Below are 19,741 nucleotides of genomic sequence, written 5' to 3' on the forward strand. Positions count from 1 at the left end.
TCGCCGGGATTCAACAGGCTAGCTAAGCGCACGACGGTTTTGCCGTAACCTGCCTTACAATGAGAGCCCGCGTCTAAAGCGCGGGCTCTTTTTTTTGCCGTCCGCCGATCGTTGCCGGGCGGCGTCTTTCGGTACGACCGGCGCGCATCGCCGGCCGACCGCCAAGCTCATGACCGTAGCCGCCAAAGCCTTTGCCGCCACCGTGAACCACTTGCTTGCCCGCGAACCGTGGGCGCGCGACCGTCTGCGCCATCACATCGGGGCGTCTGCCCGGCTGGCGATGTCGGCCATCGACCTGCGTCTGCGCGTGGGCGACGACGGCTATCTGGTCGCCGCCGATGCCAACCTGTCTTGCGACGTCAGCATCGCGGTGCCGCCGGCGGCGCTCGCCGACTTCGCGGGCGGCGGTCAGGCGGCTGTCATGCGACACGTCAAGATCGAGGGCGATGCCGAGTTTGCCAACACGGTCTCCTATCTGGCCCAGCATCTGCGCTGGGAGGTGGCCGAAGACCTGAGCAAGGTGATCGGCGACGCGGCGGCACACCGGGTGACCGAAACCGGCAAGGCGGCGGTGGCCGGCGCACGCCGCACCGGCGGCACGCTGGCGCGCTCGCTCGCCGATTACCTCGTGGAGGAGAACCCGCTGCTGGTCGGGCGTGGGCGCCTCGATGCGATGCGCAGCGGCATCGGCACGCTGCGCGACGATCTCGCGCGGCTGGAAAAGCGCCTGGAGAAGCTCGAACGCCAGACGGCCGGGCGCGATGCGGCAGCCGCCTCGGTATCCCGCCCCCTGGGAGGTCGCTGAACGATGCGCCTCCTGCGTCTGATCAAGATCTTTTTCGTCAGCTACCGCTACGGGCTCGACGAACTGGTGCTCTCGAGCATTCCTCATCCCATCGCACGCGGGCTGCTGCGCGTGTTGTCGTTCGGGCGCAGTGGGCTCAAAGCGCCGCGCGGCGAACGTTTGCGCCTCGCGCTTGAATCGCTGGGACCGATTTTCGTGAAGTTCGGACAAGTGCTCTCGACGCGCCGTGATCTGATGCCGCCCGATATCGCGCAGGAACTGGCGCGTCTCCAGGATCAGGTGCCGCCGTTTGATCCGGCAGTTGCCCGCGCGAGCATCGAGAAGTCGCTGGGTCACCCGCTCGAAGACGTCTTCGTGGAATTCGAGCGCATGCCGGTCGCGAGCGCCTCGATTGCGCAGGTGCACTTCGCCCGGGTTCGCGATGGCGAGCACGCCGGCAAAGAAGTCGCGGTCAAGGTATTGCGCCCGAATATGCTCAACGTGATCGACAGCGATCTGGCGCTCATGCGCGATCTCGCCGGTTGGGTCGAGCGGTTGTGGCCAGACGGCAAGCGGTTGAAGCCGCGTGAGGTGGTCGCCGAGTTCGACAAGTATCTGCACGACGAACTCGACCTGATGCGCGAGGCCGCCAACGCCGCGCAACTTCGTCGCAACTTCATCGACTCGGGCATGCTGATGGTGCCCGAGATCTATTGGGAATTCAGTTCCAGCGCCGTCCTCGTAATGGAGCGCATGCACGGGGTGCCGATCAGCCAGATCGACGTGCTGCGCGAGGCGGGCGTCGACCTCAAGAAGCTTGCGCGCGAGGGCGTCGAGATCTTCTTCACCCAGTTCCTGCGCGACGGCTTCTTCCACGCCGACATGCATCCGGGCAATATCCTGGTCAGTCTCGACCCGGCGACGTTCGGCCGGTATATCGCACTCGACTGCGGCATCGTCGGCGCGCTGTCCGAGTTCGACAAGAATTACCTCGCGCAGAACTTCCTCGCGTTCTTCCGTCGCGACTACCACCGGGTGGCATCGCTGCATCTGGAGTCGGGCTGGGTGCCGGCCGACACGCGGGTCGAAGAACTCGAAGGGGCGATTCGCGCCGTCTGCGAGCCTTACTTCGACCGGCCGCTCAAGGAGATTTCGCTCGGGCTCGTGCTCATGCGCCTGTTCCAGACGTCGCGCCGCTTCAACGTCGAGATTCAACCGCAGCTCGTGCTGTTGCAAAAGACGCTGCTCAATATCGAAGGTCTCGGCCGTCAGCTCGACCCGGATCTGGATTTGTGGAAGACGGCCAAGCCGTTCCTCGAACGGTGGATGGCCGAACAGATCGGCCCGCGCGGTTGGCTTGAACGGCTGAAAGCCGAAGCGCCGCAGTGGAGCAAGACGATGCCGCAACTGCCGCGGCTCATCCACCAGGCGCTCGCCGCGCATGCGCGTCCGCAGGACGACACCGTGCTGCTCGCGTTACTTCAGGAGCAACGCCGCACCAATCGGCTGCTGACGGGCGCGTTCTGTCTTGTGGGCGGCGTCGCCATCGGCGTGTTGACGGCATTTGTCTGGCTCTACGGCGGATTCTGAAAATAGCGGAGCCTATGGTGCCCATCGTCCGAACGCCTTACGTCGCATTTGCCGCCCCTCGAGAAGATGACCGCCCGGAGACGGGCGGTGCGTCCGCCGCGCCTGCCGCACCTTCCGTCCCGACTTTCTCCCATCGCGATCCGTCGCGCGCGGAATTCTGGGACGAGCGTTTCGCGAGTGCCTTCATGCCTTGGGATGCGGCCGGGGTGCCCAGGGCGCTGCGCGACTTCGTCGCAGGCGAGGGCGCACCCCGGGCCACGCTGATCCCGGGCTGTGGCTCGGCGTATGAGGCCGCGTGGCTCGACACGCAAGGCTGGCCGGTGCGGGCCATCGACTTCTCGGCGACCGCCGTCGCGTCGGCCAAGGCGGGGCTCGGTTCACACGCGGCGCTCGTGGAACAGGCCGATTTCTTCACCTATACGCCGCCGTTCGCGCTCGAGGTGGTCTACGAGCGGGCGTTTCTCTGCGCCTTGCCCCGCACCCTCTGGCAGGACTACGCACGCCGGATGGCGCAACTGCTGCCCCAAGGTGGACGTCTGGCCGGATTCTTCTTCCTCAAGGAAACGCTGAAGGGCCCGCCGTTCGGCATCGCGCCGGACGCCCTGGATGCTCTGCTCGGTCAGGACTTCGTCTGCGAGGCGGACCGGCTTGTCGACGACTCGGTGCCGGTCTTCGCCGGGGCCGAACACTGGATGATCTGGCGCCGGCGCTGAGCGTCGAACACGCCTTTTGGCGTCTCGGCGGTGACTGCGCACAGGCACCATCAGCATGCAACGTCACCTCAGACGCTAGGCAATTCCCGATATTTGCCGCCATCGAACCGGGCCGTCGCGATTTTTCCTCCCCGCGTCGCGCTCGCGCCGCTATAATCGGCCGAAATTTTTTCGCCAGGCGGCACAGCGGGCAGATAAAAGCGCTCCATCGCATCGGCCCCGTCATGCACGACCTGATTTTCTGTTGCCCGGAAGGCTGCGGCCCAAGGCGCGGTATCGTTCGCTTGCGCAGTGGCCGTTTGAGGCCGGACCGGGCGCAAGACGGACGCCGCCACGCCATGACCGACGCCCCGGGGATTGGCGGGGGCCGCGCTATGCTGATCTGGTTTGTCATACTGTATTGGGTCATTTCAGTGGCCATCGGGCTGTTGGCCGCCCTCAAGGTCCGCAATACCAAGGATTTCACCGTCGCCGGCCGTCGCCTGCCCTACGGCATGGTCATCGCCGTGGTCTTCGCCACCTGGTTCGGCTCAGAAGCGGTGCTCGGCATTCCCGCCACCTTCCTCGGCGAAGGGCTGCGCGGCGTGGTCTCGGATCCGTTCGGTTCGTCGATGTGCCTGGTGCTCGTCGGCATGTTTTTCGCCCGCAAGCTGTATCGCATGAACCTCATGACGATCGGCGACTTCTACAAGCTCAGGTACAACCGTACGGTTGAAGTGGTGACGAGTATCGCCATCGTGATCTCGTACCTCGGCTGGGTCGGTGCGCAGATCAAGGCGCTGGGACTCGTGTTTCACGCGGTGTCCGGCGGCGCAATGTCCGAGCCCATGGGCATGGTGATCGGCGCGGTCTCGGTGCTGGCCTATACGCTGCTCGGCGGCATGATCTCGGTGGCGGTGACCGACTTCGTCCAGATGATCATCATCGTCGTGGGGCTTGTGTACATCGCTGTGCAGGTCTCTGGCATGGTGCCGGGGGGGGCGAGCGCGGTGATCACACACGCGGCTCAGGCCGGCAAGTTCGCGTTCCTGCCGGAGTTGAACCCAACCGAAGTGCTGGCGTTCATTGCCGCGGGCATTACCATGATGTTCGGCTCGATTCCGCAACAGGACGTGTTCCAGCGCGTGATGTCGTCCAAGTCGGAGAATGTCGCGGTCGCCGGTTCGGTCACGGGCGGCGTGCTGTACTTCTTCTTCACGTTCATCCCCATCTTCCTGGCCTACTCGGCCCTGCTGATCGCCCCGTCGATGGTGCAGAAGTACATCGGCACCGATCCGCAACAGATTCTGCCGCAGTTGGTGCTCACTAGTGTGCCGGTCGTGGCGCAAGTAATGTTCTTCGGCGCGCTCCTCTCGGCCATCAAGAGCTGCGCGTCGGCCACGCTGCTGGCGCCCTCGGTGACGTTCGCGGAGAACATCGTCCGCCCGATGCTGCGCGGTCGTATCGACGACAAGCACCTGCTGCGACTGATGCGTATCGTCGTGCTCTGTTTCACGGCGCTGGTGCTGGTGTACGCGCTGAATTCCACGGCGTCGATCTTCCATATGGTCGAGAGCGCATACAAGGTCACGCTCGTGTGCTGCTTCGTGCCGCTGGCGTTCGGACTTTACTGGAAGCGTTCGAGCTCGCTGGGCGGCACGCTTGCCGTGCTCTTCGGCCTGATCGTCTGGATCGGGTGCGAATGGCTGGCGCCCGAGGCCATGGTGCCGGCGCAGTTGGCGGGGCTGGCGGCCTCGATCGCCGGCATGGTCGTTGGCTCGCTCCTCCAACCCAACGCAGCGCATGCGCAGTCGCGGGAGCCGCAGGCGTCGACGATCTGACGACCCAGGCCGGGAAGCCTTTCACTACGCGGATTACGGCAACGACCCATCTTGATCTTGGGTCGTTGCGGCCCCATATGTCGCTGGACAAATCCCGAAAGCCTTGTGAAGCGGTTATAATTCAAGGCTTTGCGCGCCTTTTTCCGTCGGAAAGTACCATGCCTATCTATGCCTATCGTTGCGAAACATGCGGTTTCGCCAAGGATGTGCTGCAAAAAATGAGCGATGATCCGCTCTCCCAGTGCCCGGAATGCGGCAAGGACACGTTTCGCAAGCAGGTGACTGCGGCCGGGTTCCAGCTCAAGGGTTCGGGGTGGTATGTGACCGATTTCCGTGGCGGTTCGGGCGGCGCGAGTGCCTCGGGCGCGGCGTCGACCTCGTCGGCGCCGGCAGCGGCGTCGGGCGAGAGCGCGACGTCGTCCGCTTCGGCCTCGTCGTCTGGCGGCGAGTCGTCGAGCGCGCCGGCGGCGAGCTGTGGCGGCGGGTGCGCCCGCCACTGAGATAGACAGAACGATGCGCGTTCGAGCCCGGCGGCCGGATGCGCCGGAACGCGGATTCGCCTGCTGACATACCCATAGCCGCCCACCTTCGCGAGCCCTGCCATGCGCGTTAAAAAACCCGCGTTGAAGACGATTTTCCTCACCGGCCTGCTGGTGCTGGTGCCGCTCGCCATCACGCTGTGGGTCCTCGGCCTGATCATCGGCACGATGGATCAGACCTTGCTGCTGTTGCCGGACGACTGGCAGCCGTCGCACCTCATCGGCATGCGCGTGCCCGGCTTCGGCGTGGTGGTGACGCTCGCGTTCGTGTTCGTCGTTGGCCTTCTGGCGCATAATTTCATCGGCCAGAAGCTGGTCGGCTGGTGGGAAGCCATCCTGACGCGCATTCCCATCGTTGGACCGCTGTATGGCAGCGTCAAGCAGGTGTCCGACACCTTGCTGTCGAGCAACGGCAACGCGTTTCGCAAGGCGTTGCTCGTGCGATATCCGCACGCGGATTCCTGGACCATCGCTTTCCTGACCGGCGCGCCGGGCGGCGACGTGGTCAATCATTTGCAGGGCGAGTTCGTGAGCGTCTATGTGCCGACGACGCCGAACCCGACGTCGGGTTTCTTCCTGATGATGCGGGCGAGCGACGTGGTCGAACTCGACATGACGGTCGATGCCGCCCTCAAGTACATCGTATCGATGGGCGTGGTGGCGCCCGCCCACAACCCGCGCCAGCAACGTCCCGGTCCGCTCCTCTGAGCCACCGGGAATCGCCGGCGTCATTTTTTGAAAATCGGAACAGCAAAATGTCCATGCGTACCTCCTACTGCGGTCTGGTGACCGAGCAACAACTGGGCCAAACGGTCAAGCTGTGTGGCTGGGTCAATCGCCGCCGCGATCACGGCGGGGTCATTTTCATCGACCTGCGCGATCGCGAAGGTCTGGTGCAGGTCGTGTGCGATCCGGACCGCGCGGAGATGTTCAAGGCCGCCGAAGGCCTGCGCAATGAATTCTGCGTGCAGATCACGGGCCTGGTGCGCAGCCGTCCGGCGGGCACCGAGAACGCCAACCTGACGAGCGGCAAGATCGAAGTGCTGTGCCACGCGCTCGAAGTGCTCAACCCGTCGGTCACGCCCCCGTTCCAGCTCGACGACGAAAACCTGTCGGAAACCACGCGCCTCACGCATCGCGTGCTGGATCTGCGTCGTCCGCAGATGCAATACAACCTGCGCCTGCGCTACAAGGTGGCGATGGAAGTGCGCAAATATCTCGACGCGCAAGGCTTCATCGACATCGAAACCCCGATGCTCACGAAGAGCACCCCGGAAGGCGCACGCGACTATCTGGTGCCCTCGCGTGTGAACGCCGGCATGTTCTTCGCGTTGCCGCAGTCGCCGCAGCTCTTCAAGCAGCTCTTGATGGTGGCCGGCTTCGACCGCTATTACCAGATCACCAAGTGCTTCCGCGACGAAGACCTGCGCGCTGACCGTCAGCCGGAATTCACGCAGATCGACTGCGAAACCTCGTTCCTCACGGAGCAGGAAATCCGCGATCTGTTTGAGAACATGATTCGTCACGTGTTCAAGGAAGCCATCGACGTCGACCTCGATGCCAAGGTGCCGGTCATGGAGTACGCGGAAGCGATGCGTCGCTTCGGCTCCGACAAGCCCGATCTGCGCGTGAAGCTCGAATTCACCGAGCTGACCGACGTGATGGGCGACGTGGACTTCAAGGTGTTCTCGGTGCCGGCCACGACCGAAGGCGGTCGCGTGGTTGCGCTGCGCGTGCCGGGCGGTGCGGAGATCTCGCGTAGCGAAATCGACGCCTACACCGATTTCGTGAAGATTTACGGCGCGAAGGGCCTGGCGTGGATCAAGGTCAACGAAGTGGCCAAGGGCCGCGACGGTCTGCAAAGCCCGATCGTGAAGAATCTGCACGACGCCGCCGTTGCCTCGATTCTCGAGCGTACCGGCGCGCAGGACGGCGACATCATTTTCTTCGGTGCGGACAAGGCCAAGGTGGTGAACGACGGCATCGGCGCGCTGCGCCTGAAGATCGGTCACTCGGAATTCGGCAAGAGCCACGGCCTGTTCGAAGCCGGCTGGCGTCCGCTGTGGGTCGTCGACTTCCCGATGTTCGAGTACGACGAGGAAGATGCCCGCTGGGTCGCGTGCCATCACCCGTTCACGAGCCCGAAGGACGAGCACATCGACTACCTCGAGACCGATCCGGGCAAGTGCCTGGCCAAAGCCTACGATATGGTGCTCAACGGCTGGGAAATCGGCGGCGGTTCGGTCCGTATCTTCCAGGAAGACGTGCAGAGCAAGGTGTTCCGTGCGCTCAATCTCGGTGAGGAAGAAGCGCGCGCGAAGTTCGGCTTCCTGCTCGACGCGCTGCAGTACGGCGCGCCGCCGCACGGGGGCATTGCGTTCGGTCTCGACCGCGTCATCACAATGATGGCCGGCGCCGATTCGATCCGCGACGTGATCGCGTTCCCGAAGACGCAACGTGCGCAGGATCTGCTCACGCAGGCACCGTCATCGGTCGACGAGCGTCAACTGCGCGACCTGCATATCCGTCTGCGCCAGCCGGAAGCGCCCAAGGCCTGACGTGGCTCACGGGGTCGCTCGTCGGCCCCGCACGCAAGCTGAAAACCCCCTCTGCCGTCAGGCGAGGGGGTTTTCGTTTTTCGGGGGCATCGCGCATGCCGCAACACCCGGCGTTTGCCCTATACAATGCGTCATCGGTGCCGGTCTTCGGTGCCGTTCTCGAATCGCCACCTGCATGAAACCCTTCAAGATTCCCGAATCCGTGCTCGTCGTGATCTATACGCCGGCGCTCGATGTTCTGCTCATCGAGCGTGCCGACGCCGAGAACTTCTGGCAGTCGGTCACCGGCAGCAAGGACCGGCTCGACGAACCGCTGCTCGAGACGGCCGTGCGCGAAGTCTTCGAGGAGACCGGTATTCGCGTGGCAAACGGAACTGCGGTGCCCGCCGCTGCGCTGACCGATTGGCAGCACGAAATTCAGTACAACATCTATCCGCGTTGGGCCCATCGTTATGCGCCGGGCGTGACGCGCAATACGGAACACTGGTTCGGCTTGTGCGTGCCGCAGAACACCGCCGTGACGCTCTCGCCGCGCGAGCATGTCGCCTATGCGTGGCTGCCGTGGGAAGCGGCCGCCGCGCGTTGTTTTTCACCGTCGAACGGCGATGCCATCCGGCAGTTGCCGTTGCGCGTGCGCTAGCCGCGGCACGGCACGCCGATGAGCAAGTCCCTGCCGTTCTCCCGCGATAACGATCTGACGCTGCTCTATCTCGGTCAGCGCTACTTCACAGCGCTCATTGCCGCCATCGATGGCGCCACCCGCGACGTGGCGCTCGAGACGTATATCTTTGAGGCCGACGAGGCGGGGCAGCAGGTCGCCGCAGCGCTGCAACGCGCCGCGCAACGCGGCGTTGCGGTACGCGTCATCCTCGACGGCATCGGCACGAGCCGCCGACTGCCGTTTCTCGCCGATTGGCGCGAGCGCGGTGTGGCGTATCGCATCTACAATCCGCGGCTGTTCGGCAAGTTCGGTTTCTCGCGCACGCACCGCAAGCTGGCCATCGTCGATCACGCGGTGGCATTTGTCGGCGGCATCAACATCATCGACGACGACAACGCCGGTGGCGACACCCGCATGGACGATCCGCGCTGGGACTTTGCCGTGCAATGCCGCGGTCCCATCGTCGCCGAAATCTCCATCGCGTTTCACATTCAGTGGCTGCGCCTCGCGCCGGGGTATCTGGGGACGCCGTTCCGTCATCGGCGCCGCGGGCAACGTGGGCGTCTGCACGCGCCTTACGCCGGTCAGGCAGCCTTCGTGGCACGCGATAACCTGCACAATCGTCGCGCGGTCGAAAAGGCGTACCTGATGGCGCTGGGCCGCGCGCGCCACGAGGTTTGGCTCGCGAATCCCTATTTCGTGCCCGGCCGCCGGCTGCGACGTGCACTGACGCAGGCGGCCCGACGCGGCGTGGCGGTGCATCTGCTGATCGGCCGCAACGAGTTCCGCCTGCTCGATGCCGCGGTGCCCTGGCTTTACGCCAAGTTGCTCGATGCCGGCGTGCGCATCGGCGAGTACGACGTGCGTCAACTGCATGGCAAGGTGGCCGTCGTCGACGACGTATGGGCGACGGTCGGCTCCTCCAATCTGGATGCGCTGTCGCTGTTCCTGAATCACGAAGCCAACGTGGTGGTGCTCGACGATCCGCTGGTCATCGAACTGCGCGATCACATCCGCCGAGCCTTTGACGAGGCGCGTCTCATCGACCCCGCCCGCTACGGCGCACGCTCGCGCTGGCGGCGCTTCCGCCAGTGGATGGCGTATCGCCTCTATCGCCTGACGATGCGGCTCCTCACGCGCGGCAAATACGACTGATTTTCGGGCGGATGCCGACGGATGATCCGCCGTTGCTCATGGCTCTCGGCCCTGTGCCGACGTCGCCGAACCCCGCCCTCCGACGGCTACCGATTAGGTATTCCGATCTAATAAATTCCTTGTTCGCCCATGGGTGTCCCCCAATAATAGGACGGCCGTTCGATTTTTTGGTTAGCATCGGAGAACGGATAACCAAAGCGATGCCAAAGATATGCGAAAGGGTGAACAGACACGAGCCGCCATCCTGAATGCCGCGCTGGAACTTGCGGGGCGCGATGGACTTGAGGGGCTGACGATCGGCTTGCTGGCTGATCGTATGCAGATGAGCAAGAGCGGCGTCTTCGCGCATTTCGGTTCGCGCGAGGACTTGCAGATTGAAGTGCTGCGCGAATATCACCGGCGTTTCGAGGACGAGGTGTTCGCCCCCGGGATGGAAGCCCCGCGCGGCTTGCCGCGACTCAGGGCGCTGGTGGATCGCTGGATGGACAAGCGCATTCGCGAGGTGACGACGGGCTGTATCTATATCAGCGGTGCCGTCGAGTACGACGATCGCGCGGCCAGCCCGGTGCGCGAGGCCTTGGTGAAGAGCGTGCGGTTGTGGCGATCGGCCCTGCTGCGCGCGATCACGCAAGCGAAGGAGGAGGGGCATTTGCGTGCGGACACCGATCCGCGTCTGATGCTCTTTGAAATGTACAGCCTGACACTTGGCTTGCATCACGACGCGCGGTTCCTCCGGGAGCCGGGGGCCGTCGAGATGACCCGGGTGGCGCTGGAAAAACTGATTTCGTCTTATCAGCGCGGGTGAGGCGCGAGCCGTCCGCGATTCAATTCGATTTGTTCGGAGGAGTAGGTCATGGGACAGTACAACGCGCCGCTGCGCGACATGCAATTCGTTTTGCACGAACTGCTGGGCGTGGAAAACGAATTGAAGGCATTGCCGAAACACGCGGACATCGATGCCGACACCATCAACCAGGTGCTCGAAGAGGCTGGCAAGTTCTGCAGCGAAGTCGTCTTCCCGCTGAATCAGGTGGGTGATCGCGAGGGTTGCAAGTACGAAGGCGATGGCGTCGTCACGACGCCGACCGGCTTCAAGCAGGCCTATCGGCAATACGTCGAGGCCGGCTGGCCCTCGCTGGCGTGCGACCCCGCGTTCGGAGGCCAAGGGCTGCCGCAGGTCGTCAACAACGCCCTGTATGAAATGCTCAACTCCGCCAACCAGGCCTGGACGATGTATCCCGGCCTGTCGCACGGCGCTTACGAGTGCCTGCATGCGCATGGCACGCCTGAGCAGCAATCCACCTATCTGCCGAAGATCGTATCGGGCGAATGGACCGGTACGATGTGCCTGACCGAGCCGCACTGCGGCACCGACCTGGGCATGCTGCGCACGAAGGCCGAGCCGAATGGCGACGGCTCGTACGCCATCTCCGGCACCAAGATCTTCATCTCCGCCGGCGAGCACGACATGGCCGCCAACATCGTCCACCTTGTGCTGGCCCGCCTGCCGGACGCGCCGCCGGGAACGAAGGGTATCTCGCTGTTCGTTGTGCCGAAGTTCATCCCCGACGCGAATGGCGCACCGGGTGAGCGCAACGGCATCAAGTGCGGCTCGATCGAGCACAAGATGGGCATTCACGGCAATGCCACCTGCGTGATGAACCTCGACGGCGCGCGCGGCTGGCTCGTTGGCGAACCGAACAAGGGCCTGAATGCCATGTTCGTGATGATGAACGCCGCGCGTCAGGGCGTGGGCATGCAGGGCATGGGCCTGACGGAAGTCGCCTACCAGAACTCGTTGGTGTACGCGAAGGAGCGCATTCAGATGCGCTCGCTCACCGGCCCGAAGGCGCCGGACAAGCCGGCGGATCCGATCATCGTGCATCCGGACGTGCGCCGCATGCTGCTCACGCAGAAAGCCTATGTGGAAGGCGGTCGCGCGTTCTCTTACTGGACCGCGCTGCACATCGACAAGGAGCTGTCGCACGGTGACGAAGCCGAGCGTCGGGAAGCCGCCGATCTGGTCGCGCTGCTCACGCCGATCATCAAGGCCTTCCTGACCGACAACGCGTTCGAGTGCACCAACCATGCGATGCAGATTTACGGCGGCCACGGCTTCATCTCCGAGTGGGGCATGGAGCAGTATGTGCGCGACGCACGCATCAACATGATCTACGAGGGCACGAACTCGATTCAGGCGCTCGACCTGCTGGGCCGCAAGGTGCTCGGCGACATGGGGGCGAAGCTCAAGAAGTTCGGCAAGCTCGTGCAGGACTTCGTCGAGGCCGAAGGCACGAGGGAAGAAATGCAGGAGTTCGTCAATCCCCTCGCGGACATCGGCGACAAGGTGCAGAAGCTGACGATGGAAATCGGCATGAAGGCCATGGCCAATCCAGACGAAGTGGGCGCCGCCTCGGTGCCGTATCAGCGCGTGGTCGGGCATCTCGTGTTCGCTTACTTCTGGGCACGCATGGCGCGCATCGCGCTTGACAAGCAAGGCAGCGGCGACAAGTTCTACGAATCGAAGCTCGCCACGGCGCGTTTCTATTTCGCCAAGTTGCTGCCGGAGACCGCGTCGCAAATCCGCATGGCCCGTGCCGGTGCGAAGACGCTGATGGAAGTCGACGTCGACCTGTTCTGAGAGCGGAGGAGATCACCGTGAGCCAAACCAACAAACCCCTGGTCGTACGCAAGGTCGCTGTGCTGGGCGCCGGCGTGATGGGTGCGCAGATTGCCGCGCACCTCGTCAATGCGAAAGTGCCCGTCGTGCTGTTCGATCTGCCGGCCAAGGAAGGCCCGAAGAATGGCATCGTCCTGCGTGCCATCGACGGCCTGAAGAAGCTGAGCCCCGCGCCGTTCGCCGACAAGGCCGACGCCCAATACATCGAAGCGGCGAATTACGAGGACGACCTTGCAACCCTCGCCGGCTGCGACGTGGTGATCGAAGCGATCGCCGAGCGCATGGACTGGAAGCATGACCTGTACAAGAAGGTCGCGCCGCATCTGGCCAAGCACGCAATTTTCGCGTCGAATACGTCGGGCCTGTCGATCACTGAACTCTCGGAAGGCTTCGATGCCGATCTGAAGTCGCGCTTCTGCGGCGTGCACTTCTTCAATCCCCCGCGCTATATGCATCTGGTCGAATTGATCCCGACCGCCACCACGGCGCCGGAGATTCTCGACCAACTCGAAACGTTCCTCACGTCCACGCTCGGCAAGGGCGTGGTGCGCGCGAAGGATACGCCGAACTTCATCGCCAACCGCGTGGGCGTGTTCTCGATTCTGGCGGTGTTCGCCGAAGCGCAGAAGTATGGCATTCCGTTCGATGTGGTCGATGACCTGACCGGCAGCAAGCTGGGTCGTGCCAAGTCGGCCACGTTCCGCACGGCCGACGTGGTCGGTCTGGACACGATGGCGCACGTGATCAAGACGATGCAGGACGGCCTCAAGGACGACCCGTTCGCCCCGACGTATGCCACGCCGCCGGTGCTCAAGGCACTCGTAGAAAAGGGCGCGCTGGGTCAGAAGACGGGCGCGGGTTTCTACAAGAAGGAAGGCAAGGTCATCAAGGTGCTCGACCCGCAATCGGGTGAGTATGTCGAGTCGGGCAAGAAGGCCGACGAGATGGTCGTGCGCATTCTGAAGAAAGCGCCGGCCGAGCGTCTGCGTCTGCTGCGCGAATCGACGAACCCGCAAGCCCAGTTTCTGTGGGCGGTGTTCCGCGATGTGTTCCATTACATCGGTGTGTATCTCGAGCAGATCGCCGACAACGCACGTGAAATCGACTTCGCGATTCGCTGGGGCTTCGGCTGGAGCACCGGTCCGTTCGAGGACTGGCAAGCTGCGGGCTGGAAGGACATTGCGCAGTGGGTGCAGGAAGACATCGACGCCGGTCAGGCGCTCTCGAGCGCGCCGCTGCCCAAGTGGGTGACGAGCGGCAAGGTCGCCGAGGCGGGCGGTGTGCACACGGCGAATGGCTCGTATGCACCGGCCAAGGACGCGTTCGTTGCGCGCAGCACGCTGCCGGTGTATCAGCGTCAGGTTTTCCCGGCCTCGCTCGTGGGCGACGCCAGCGCCGACCCGCGCAAGTTCGGCAAGACCATCGAGGAGAACGACGCTGTGCGCCTGTGGGTCGACGAGACCCCGGGGCAGGACGACGTGCTTATCGTCTCGTTCAAGTCGAAGATGAACACCATCGGGCCGGCCGTCATCGACGGGCTGACCCGCGCGATCGATCTGGCCGAGCAGCACTATCGCGGTGTGGTCGTATGGCAGCCCACCTCGCTCAAACTCGGTGCGCCGGGTGGTCCGTTCTCTGCCGGCGCCGATCTCGAAGCGGCCATGCCCGCGTTCATGATGGGCGGGGCGAAGGGTATCGAGCCGTTCATCAAGAAGTTCCAGGACGGCATGATGCGTGTGAAGTACGCGCAGGTGCCCGTCGTCTCGGCCGTCTCCGGTATTGCGCTGGGCGGCGGGTGCGAGCTGTTGCTGCATAGCGCGAAGCGCGTGGCGGCGCTCGAGAGCTACATCGGTCTCGTGGAAGTCGGTGTCGGGCTGGTGCCGGGCGGCGGCGGCCTGAAGGAAGCGGCGATCCGCGCAGCGGAAGCCGCGAGTGCCGCGGGCAGCGTGCAGTATCTCCAGTTCGTGACCAAGTCGTTCACCAATGCGGCGATGGCGAAGGTCTCGGCCTCGGCGCTCGACGCCCGCGACATGGGCTATCTGAAGCCGACGGACACCATCGTGTACAACGTGCACGAACTGCTGTCGGTCGCCCGTAACGAGGCGCGCGCGCTGGCCATTGCCGGCTACCGTCCGCCGCTCAAGCCGGCTGGCATTCCTGTCGCCGGTCGCTCGGGGATCTCGACCATCAAGGCGTCGCTCGTGAATATGCGAGACGGCAACTTCATCTCGGCGCACGACTTCCTGATCGCCTCGCGCATCGCCGAAGCCGTTTGCGGCGGCGACGTGGAGGCCGGCAGCCTCGTGAACGAAGAATGGCTGCTGGCGCTCGAGCGTCGCGCCTTCATCGACCTGCTGGGCACGTCGAAGACCCAGGAACGCATCATGGGCATGCTGCAATCCGGCAAGCCGGTGCGCAACTAAGCCGATCGGAGACTGACATGAGCAAACAACTGCAAGACGCCTACATCGTTGCCGCCACGCGCGCGCCGATCGGCAAGGCACCCAAGGGCAGCTACAAGAACACGCGTCCGGACGACCTGCTCGCGACCATTCTCAAGAGTGCGCTCGCGCAGGTGCCGGATCTCGATCCTAAGGTCATCGAGGACGCCATCATCGGCTGTGCCATTCCCGAAGCCCAGCAGGGCCTGAACGTGGCGCGTATCGGCGCGCTGCTCTCGGGTCTGCCGAACACGGTGGGCGGGGTGACCGTCAACCGTTTCTGCGCCTCGGGCCTCACGGCGCTCGCGATGGCGGCGGACCGCATTCGTGTGGGCGAAGCCGACGCAATGTTCGCCGGGGGTATCGAGAGCATGAGCATGGTGCCGATGATGGGCAACACGCCGTCGCTCTCGCCGTCGATCTTCGAGCGCGACGAGAACGTGGGCATCGCGTACGGCATGGGGCTGACCGCCGAGAAGGTGGCGCAGCAATGGGGCGTGACGCGCGACGCGCAGGACGCCTTCGCGCTGGCCTCCCACCAGAAGGCGATCCAGGCGCAACAGGCGGGCGAATTCACGAACGAAATCACGCCGATCGAGATCGTCGAACGCTTCCCGAATCTGGCCACCGGCGACGTGTCGATCAAGACGCGCACGTTGTCGCTCGACGAAGGCCCGCGGCCGGATACGTCGATCGAAGGGCTCGGCAAACTGCGTCCGGTCTTCGCGAACAAGGGGTCGGTCACGGCCGGCAACAGTTCGCAGACGTCGGATGGTGCCGGCGCGCTGCTCGTCGTGAGCGAGAAGATTCTCAAGCAGTTCAACCTCACGCCGCTCGCCCGTTTCGTGTCGTTCGCCGTGCGCGGCGTGCCGCCCGAGATCATGGGTATCGGTCCGAAGGAGGCGATTCCCGCGGCCCTGCGCGCGGCGGGCCTGTCGCAGCAGGACATGGACTGGATCGAACTGAACGAGGCGTTTGCCGCGCAGGCCCTTGCCGTCATCAAGGATCTGGATCTCGATACCCGCAAGGTCAACCCGATGGGCGGCGCCATCGCGCTGGGCCACCCGCTGGGCGCGACCGGTGCGATCCGCGCCGCGACCGTGGTGCACGCGCTGCGCCGTCACAACCTGAAGTACGGGATGGTGACCATGTGCGTGGGGACCGGCATGGGCGCGGCGGGGATTCTCGAGCGCATGTAAGCGGGCGCGCCGTAGGCCGTCGGCTGGCAATCGTCAGACGTGCGGCGTACGACGGCCCAGGGCGCCGGGGTGCGGTTTCGCAACAGCGCGACCGCCCCCGGCGTTCTCATCTACGGCGGGCAGTGACCCGGCGTCGCCAGAGGCCCGGAACATCCGAGGAGACACACGAGATGGAAGACGTATTGGTGCATCGCCAGGGCGCGGTGCAGGTGCTGACCTTCAACCGCGCGCACAAGAAGAATGCGATTACCGCCGCGATGTATCAGGCAATGGCCGAAGGCATTGCCGAGGCGGAGGCCGATCCGTCGTTGCGCGTGATCCTGATCCAGGGGCAGCCGGAGGCCTTTTCGGCGGGCAACGATCTCGAAGACTTCCTGAAAAACCCGCCGAAGGACGACGACGCCCCCGTGTTCCAGTTCCTGCGTGCGATCAGCCGGGCGACCAAACCCATTGTCGCGGCCGTGGCGGGCAATGCGGTCGGCGTCGGCACGACGCTGCTGCTGCACTGCGATGTGGTGTATGCCACGCAAACCGCTCGCTTCTCGCTGCCGTTTTCGCAACTGGCGTTGTGTCCGGAGGCGGCGTCGAGCTGGCTGCTGCCGCGCGTGGCGGGCTACCAGCGTGCCGCCGAGAAGCTGCTTTTCGGCGAGCCGTTCGACGTGAATGAGGCTGTTGCGATGGGCTTCGTCAACCGTGCTGTGCCGGCGGACGAACTGGCCGACTACGCCGCGAAGCGTGCCGCGCAACTCGCGGCCATGCCGGCGGCGTCGCTGCGCGTGACCAAGCAGTTGATGAAGGGCGACAGCGCGCAAGCGGTGCAGTCGCGTATTCGCGACGAGGCGTTGGAGTTCGGCAAACGGCTCGTTTCTCCGGAGGCGCGTGAGGCGTTCACGGCGTTCTTCGAGAAGCGTAAGCCGGATTTCAGTCAGTTTTCATAACGCCCCCGCCGTCGCCGGGAAGACTCGGCGGCACAGCAGGCGCATCAACGCCGCACGCCTCATTCTGCGAGGCGGCGGCGTTTTTTTCGTTGGCGGACGCTCAGCTCGCCGTGTCGAGCTTGGGCAGCGGGCGCGGACGGCGATCTTCGTCGGTCGCCACGTAGGTGACCATCGCCTCGGTGACCTTGACGATCTCGTGCGACAGGCGCATGCGTTGCGCATACGCCTCGACGTAGACGGTGATCGACGTATTGCCGGTCTTCACGATCGTCGCGTAAAAGCTCAGCAGGTCGCCCACGAACACCGGCTCCTTGAACAGGAACGAGTTGACGGCAATGGTCGCCACGCGGCCATTGGCGCGCTGTGCGGCGGGGATCGAGCCGGCAATGTCGACCTGCGACATGATCCAGCCGCCGAATACGTCGCCGTGGGCATTGGCGTCGGCAGGCATCGGCAGCACGCGCAACGCCAGTTCTTTTTCTTCGGGCAGGGCCGTGAGGGCAGCAGTCGAGGTACTCATGAGGATCCTTGCGTGAGCCGGGAAGACTGCGAAAGTCGGAAACCGCGAGAAAGACGGCGACGGCACGCCGCTGCCGGTCCTGCTTCGGGTTTCCACGGGCGGGAGAGCCGCCCGGCGTCGGCTCAGCATGAGACGCCGGGTTCTGCGAAAATACGCCATCGACGATTTTAGCGGAAAGCCCTCGAACGAGCCGGACGCCGCCCCTCCCCATCATGAGACGTTACTCTTCGGCCGAGCCTGCACCGACGGCCTCCGACGCCGCTCGCCCCCCCCGCGGCGACTGGCAAGTCATCAAATCGCTGTTCCCGTATCTGCTCGAATTCCGCGGACGCGTCACGCTGGCGCTGTCGTGTCTCGTCATGGCGAAGGTGGCCAACCTCGGCGTGCCCATCATCATGAAGCACATCGTCGACGGGCTCGGCCCCGTGGCGACCTTCTCCGCCACGGCGCGCGCATCGGGCGATGCAAGCCTGATCGTCGTGGGCGGGCTCGGTCTGCTGGTCGTGGCATATGGGGTGGTGCGCCTGTCCACGTCGCTCTTCACCGAACTGCGGGAAATGTTGTTCTCGAAGGTGACGGAGAGTGCGGTGCGGCAGATCGCGCTCAAGGTGTTTCGCCATTTGCACGCGCTGTCGCTGCGCTTTCACCTGGAGCGTCAGACGGGCGGCATGAGTCGCGACATCGAGCGCGGCACGCGGGGCATCCAGTCGATGATCTCGTACTCGCTCTACAGCATTCTGCCCACGCTCATCGAGGTGGCGCTCGTGCTCGGCTTCTTCGTCGTGCGCTACGACGCGTTTTACGCCATCGTCACGCTCGTGGCACTGTCGTTCTACATCGTGTTCACGGTGAAAGTCACGGAGTGGCGCACGCATTTTCGTCGCACGATGAACGAACTCGACTCGAAAGCCAACGCGCGCGCCATCGATTCGCTGATCAACTACGAGACGGTGAAGTATTTCGGCAACGAGGCGTTCGAGACGCAGCGTTACGACGAGAACCTCAAGCGCTATCGCGCCGCGGCGATTCGGTCGCAGAACTCGCTCTCGGTGCTGAATTTCGGACAGCAGGCGATCATCGCGACCGGACTCATCCTGATTCTCTGGCATGCCACCCAAGGCGTGATGAGTGGCCGCATGACGCTCGGCGACCTGGTGCTCGTCAACACCTTCATGCTGCAGCTCTACATTCCGCTGAATTTCCTCGGCGTGATCTATCGCGAACTCAAACAGGCGATGACCGACATGGATCGCATGTTCACGTTGCTCGACGTGAATCGCGAAGTTGCCGATCCGCCGGGTGCGGCGCCACTTGTCTGTCATGGCGGCACCGTGCGTTTCGAGCACGTGAATTTCGGGTACGAGGCGTCGCGCCAGATTCTGCACGACGTCGATTTCACCGTGGCGGCGGGCACGACCACGGCTGTCGTCGGGCACAGCGGCTCGGGAAAATCGACACTCTCACGCCTGCTGTTCCGCTTCTACGACGTCGGCTTCCCCGGCGCGGCGGCGGGGCGCATCACCATCGACGGGCAGGACATTCGCGACGTCACGCAGGACTCGCTGCGCGCGGCCATCGGTATCGTGCCGCAGGACACTGTGCTGTTCAACGACACGATCTACTACAACATCGCGTACGGCAATCCGTCGGCGTCGCGCGAGCAGGTCATCGCCGCGGCCCGTGCGGCGCATATCCACGACTTCATCGAGAGCCTGCCGGCCGGCTATGAATCGATGGTCGGCGAGCGCGGGCTCAAGCTCTCCGGCGGCGAGAAGCAGCGCGTGGCGATTGCGCGCACCCTTCTCAAGAATCCGCATATCCTGATTTTCGACGAGGCGACCTCGGCGCTGGACTCGCGCTCCGAGCAGGCGATTCAGGCGGAATTGCGCAACATCGCCCGTGAACGCACGACGCTTGTCATCGCGCACCGCCTCTCGACGGTCGTGCACGCCGCGCAGATCATCGTGCTCGACAAGGGCCGCATCGTGGAGCGTGGCACGCACGACGACCTGCTGCGTGCCGAAGGACTCTACGCGCAGATGTGGGCGTTGCAACAGCAGCGTCGCGACGGGGAGGGCGATGCCGAGGCGTCGCACTTCGCCACGGTGGTGTCCTGAGGGCGCTTGGCAACTCGGCCGTCGGG

17 protein-coding genes are annotated in these 19,741 nt (G+C 64.3%); 15 read left to right on the plus strand and 2 right to left on the minus strand.

Features of this window, described 5'->3' with window-relative positions:
- Positions 1–169 precede the first annotated feature (169 nt).
- From A985_RS26695 to A985_RS0122430, 3 genes are read left to right on the plus strand one after another with little or no spacing between them, the layout of a single operon-like run.
- Complete coding sequence (locus A985_RS26695) at positions 170–805, plus strand: SCP2 domain-containing protein (RefSeq protein WP_039830728.1); 636 nt, start codon at positions 170–172, stop codon at positions 803–805.
- A gap of 3 nt (positions 806–808) precedes the next feature.
- Positions 809–2,374, plus strand: a complete 1,566-nt coding sequence (ubiB, locus tag A985_RS0122425) for a ubiquinone biosynthesis regulatory protein kinase UbiB (protein ID WP_017235621.1) — start codon at positions 809–811, stop codon at positions 2,372–2,374.
- Positions 2,375–2,388: 14 nt separating this feature from the next.
- Entirely contained in the window at positions 2,389–3,087 is a 699-nt protein-coding gene (locus A985_RS0122430; protein WP_017235622.1) for a methyltransferase domain-containing protein, read from the plus strand.
- 68 nt (positions 3,088–3,155) lie between these two features.
- On the opposite strand, the gene A985_RS28385 is transcribed toward A985_RS0122430, so the two are convergent.
- Entirely contained in the window at positions 3,156–3,317 is a 162-nt protein-coding gene (locus A985_RS28385) for a hypothetical protein (RefSeq protein WP_157211558.1), read from the minus strand.
- Between the two features lie 144 nt (positions 3,318–3,461).
- Here A985_RS28385 and A985_RS0122435 point away from each other — a divergent pair, with 144 nt between their 5' ends.
- The 11 genes from A985_RS0122435 (at position 3,462) to A985_RS0122485 (ending at position 17,078) form a co-directional block, all read left to right on the plus strand.
- Positions 3,462–4,907 carry a sodium:solute symporter family protein gene (locus A985_RS0122435; protein WP_017235623.1) on the plus strand — a complete coding sequence of 482 codons (1,446 nt, stop codon included), beginning with the start codon at positions 3,462–3,464 and terminating at the stop codon, positions 4,905–4,907.
- 158 nt (positions 4,908–5,065) lie between these two features.
- Positions 5,066–5,407, plus strand: coding sequence for an FmdB family zinc ribbon protein (locus tag A985_RS0122440; RefSeq protein WP_017235624.1), 342 nt, complete (start codon positions 5,066–5,068; stop codon positions 5,405–5,407).
- A 102-nt stretch (positions 5,408–5,509) separates the two neighbouring features.
- Entirely contained in the window at positions 5,510–6,154 is a 645-nt protein-coding gene (locus A985_RS0122445) for a DUF502 domain-containing protein (protein ID WP_017235625.1), read from the plus strand.
- A 47-nt stretch (positions 6,155–6,201) separates the two neighbouring features.
- On the plus strand, positions 6,202–8,004 hold the full coding sequence (gene aspS, locus A985_RS0122450) for an aspartate--tRNA ligase (RefSeq protein ID WP_017235626.1): 1,803 nt from the start codon (positions 6,202–6,204) through the stop codon (positions 8,002–8,004).
- 175 nt (positions 8,005–8,179) lie between these two features.
- A complete protein-coding gene (gene nudB, locus A985_RS0122455) occupies positions 8,180–8,644 on the plus strand; it encodes a dihydroneopterin triphosphate diphosphatase (protein WP_017235627.1) in 465 nt (154 codons plus the stop codon).
- 18 nt (positions 8,645–8,662) lie between these two features.
- Positions 8,663–9,820 carry a cardiolipin synthase ClsB gene (gene clsB / locus A985_RS0122460; RefSeq protein WP_017235628.1) on the plus strand — a complete coding sequence of 386 codons (1,158 nt, stop codon included), beginning with the start codon at positions 8,663–8,665 and terminating at the stop codon, positions 9,818–9,820.
- 211 nt (positions 9,821–10,031) lie between these two features.
- Positions 10,032–10,625 carry a TetR/AcrR family transcriptional regulator gene (locus tag A985_RS0122465; protein ID WP_017235629.1) on the plus strand — a complete coding sequence of 198 codons (594 nt, stop codon included), beginning with the start codon at positions 10,032–10,034 and terminating at the stop codon, positions 10,623–10,625.
- A gap of 48 nt (positions 10,626–10,673) precedes the next feature.
- Complete coding sequence (locus A985_RS0122470; protein ID WP_017235630.1) at positions 10,674–12,461, plus strand: acyl-CoA dehydrogenase C-terminal domain-containing protein; 1,788 nt, start codon at positions 10,674–10,676, stop codon at positions 12,459–12,461.
- A 17-nt stretch (positions 12,462–12,478) separates the two neighbouring features.
- Entirely contained in the window at positions 12,479–14,923 is a 2,445-nt protein-coding gene (locus A985_RS0122475; RefSeq protein ID WP_017235631.1) for a 3-hydroxyacyl-CoA dehydrogenase/enoyl-CoA hydratase family protein, read from the plus strand.
- A 17-nt stretch (positions 14,924–14,940) separates the two neighbouring features.
- On the plus strand, positions 14,941–16,140 hold the full coding sequence (locus tag A985_RS0122480; protein ID WP_017235632.1) for an acetyl-CoA C-acyltransferase: 1,200 nt from the start codon (positions 14,941–14,943) through the stop codon (positions 16,138–16,140).
- Between the two features lie 170 nt (positions 16,141–16,310).
- Positions 16,311–17,078: an enoyl-CoA hydratase gene (locus A985_RS0122485; RefSeq protein ID WP_017235633.1), complete on the plus strand. Its 768-nt coding sequence runs from the start codon at positions 16,311–16,313 to the stop codon at positions 17,076–17,078.
- 100 nt (positions 17,079–17,178) lie between these two features.
- Here the strand turns inward: A985_RS0122485 and A985_RS0122490 are convergent, their stop codons facing one another.
- Positions 17,179–17,598 carry an acyl-CoA thioesterase gene (locus tag A985_RS0122490; protein WP_017235634.1) on the minus strand — a complete coding sequence of 140 codons (420 nt, stop codon included), beginning with the start codon at positions 17,596–17,598 and terminating at the stop codon, positions 17,179–17,181.
- A gap of 212 nt (positions 17,599–17,810) precedes the next feature.
- On the opposite strand from A985_RS0122490, the gene A985_RS0122495 reads away from it, so the two are divergent.
- Positions 17,811–19,715, plus strand: coding sequence for an ABC transporter ATP-binding protein/permease (locus tag A985_RS0122495; protein WP_017235635.1), 1,905 nt, complete (start codon positions 17,811–17,813; stop codon positions 19,713–19,715).
- Positions 19,716–19,741 lie beyond the last annotated feature (26 nt).

Origin of the sequence: Pandoraea sp. B-6 (genome assembly GCF_000282835.1) — a bacterium.
GTDB classification, from domain to species: domain Bacteria; phylum Pseudomonadota; class Gammaproteobacteria; order Burkholderiales; family Burkholderiaceae; genus Pandoraea; species Pandoraea cepalis.